1 protein-coding gene and 1 pseudogene are annotated in these 1256 nt (G+C 71.4%); both read right to left on the bottom strand.

Features of this window, described 5'->3' with window-relative positions:
* On the bottom strand, window positions 1-848 hold an 848-nt coding region (locus tag K789_RS21895; protein ID WP_024365003.1), incomplete at its 3' end, for an RDD family protein.
* Window positions 845-1256 (bottom strand): annotated as a pseudogene (locus tag K789_RS25870) (transglutaminase domain-containing protein); the annotation flags it as partial. The pseudogene K789_RS25870 and the gene K789_RS21895, both read right to left, overlap by 4 nt.

Consider the following 1256-nt stretch of genomic DNA (forward strand, 5'->3'; position numbering starts at 1 on the left):
GCGACCTGCTGGACCGGGGGAAGGTCCAGCGGCGCGAAGCTGTACGGGCCCTGGATGCCGCCGGTGGTGATCGGGTTGCGGCCGGCCTTCACATCGAAGACCAGGGTCTTGGCGGCGGCATCGTGCCAGCCGCGGAGCTTGCCGTTGCGGTCCCAGGCGCTGGAGAGCACCACGACGACAGCCCAGGCTGCGCCCAGGAACACCAGCGGCCCCAGCACCAGGAGGGCGACGCCGAACCACTGGAACATCATGACGGCCGCGGTGGCGATCACGGCGAGCAGGACGCCGGCGCCGGTGATGAGGCCGCGGAGGAACACCGCTCCCCCGCCCGGCGCGAAGCCGTCAGCATCGGTGCTGCGGATGCCCATGAGGCTGTTGCCGGGGGTCACGCCGGAACGGCTTTCGAGCGTGGCAAGAACCACGGTGTAGATCAGGGTGAGGCCCGCACCGATGCCGCCGAACAGCACCAGGGACGACGTGTCGTACACGATGAAGCCGCCGCTTTGGCTCCTGGTGATTCCGGCGAACCCGATCGCCAGCAGGATTGTCAGGATGGTGACAGGCGGAAGCCAGTCCAGGACGGCGGCGCCCAGCCGCTTTCCGGCAGCGGCGGGGACCAGCTCAAGCTTGTTCGGCACGGAAGGGCCTCCCCCTTGTCCGCGGCCCGTGGCCGGGCCTTGCGTTACCGGGATACTACCGGGGATCAGTGGGGCGGGGGGCAGCTCCCGCACGTTGCGGGCGTTCCGGGCGGAACGGTTGCTCAGCGGCGTGCCGCAGGAGGTACAGAAGGCAGCCCCCTGGCGGAGCGGCTGCTGGCAGCGCGGGCAGCGTTCGGCGTCGTCGGTCATGGCTCGTGGTGGTTCTTCCTGGCGGTCTGGCTGGCGTCGGCTGCGGTGCCGGCGGCATCATCAGGGTGGGCTGTTGCCGCCGGGCCGGACTCCACTGTACCTGCCGGTGTTTCCGGACCTGCGGGCGCGGCGTGTTTCCTGCCGGGCAGGCGCAGCTTGAGGCCACCGGCGGTGAGCGCGGCCCGGCCGTCGGCCAGCAGGGACCGTGGCGAGAACCGGGCCCGCTGCCGTCCCCAGAACCCGAGCGTTCCGGTCATCTCCTTGAGCGAGCCGTCCACGATCTCCCAGTACTGCCGCACCTGGTCCTCGCTCGGCTGTCCGGCCCCGAAGATTGCGGCGTCGGCCCGGTTGGCGAGCAGCGTGGTGGTCCCCCGGGCGGCCGGGAACGCGTCGGCGAGCACGACGGCG

This window comes from Arthrobacter sp. TB 26 (genome assembly GCF_000427315.1).
GTDB lineage: Bacteria > Actinomycetota > Actinomycetes > Actinomycetales > Micrococcaceae > Arthrobacter.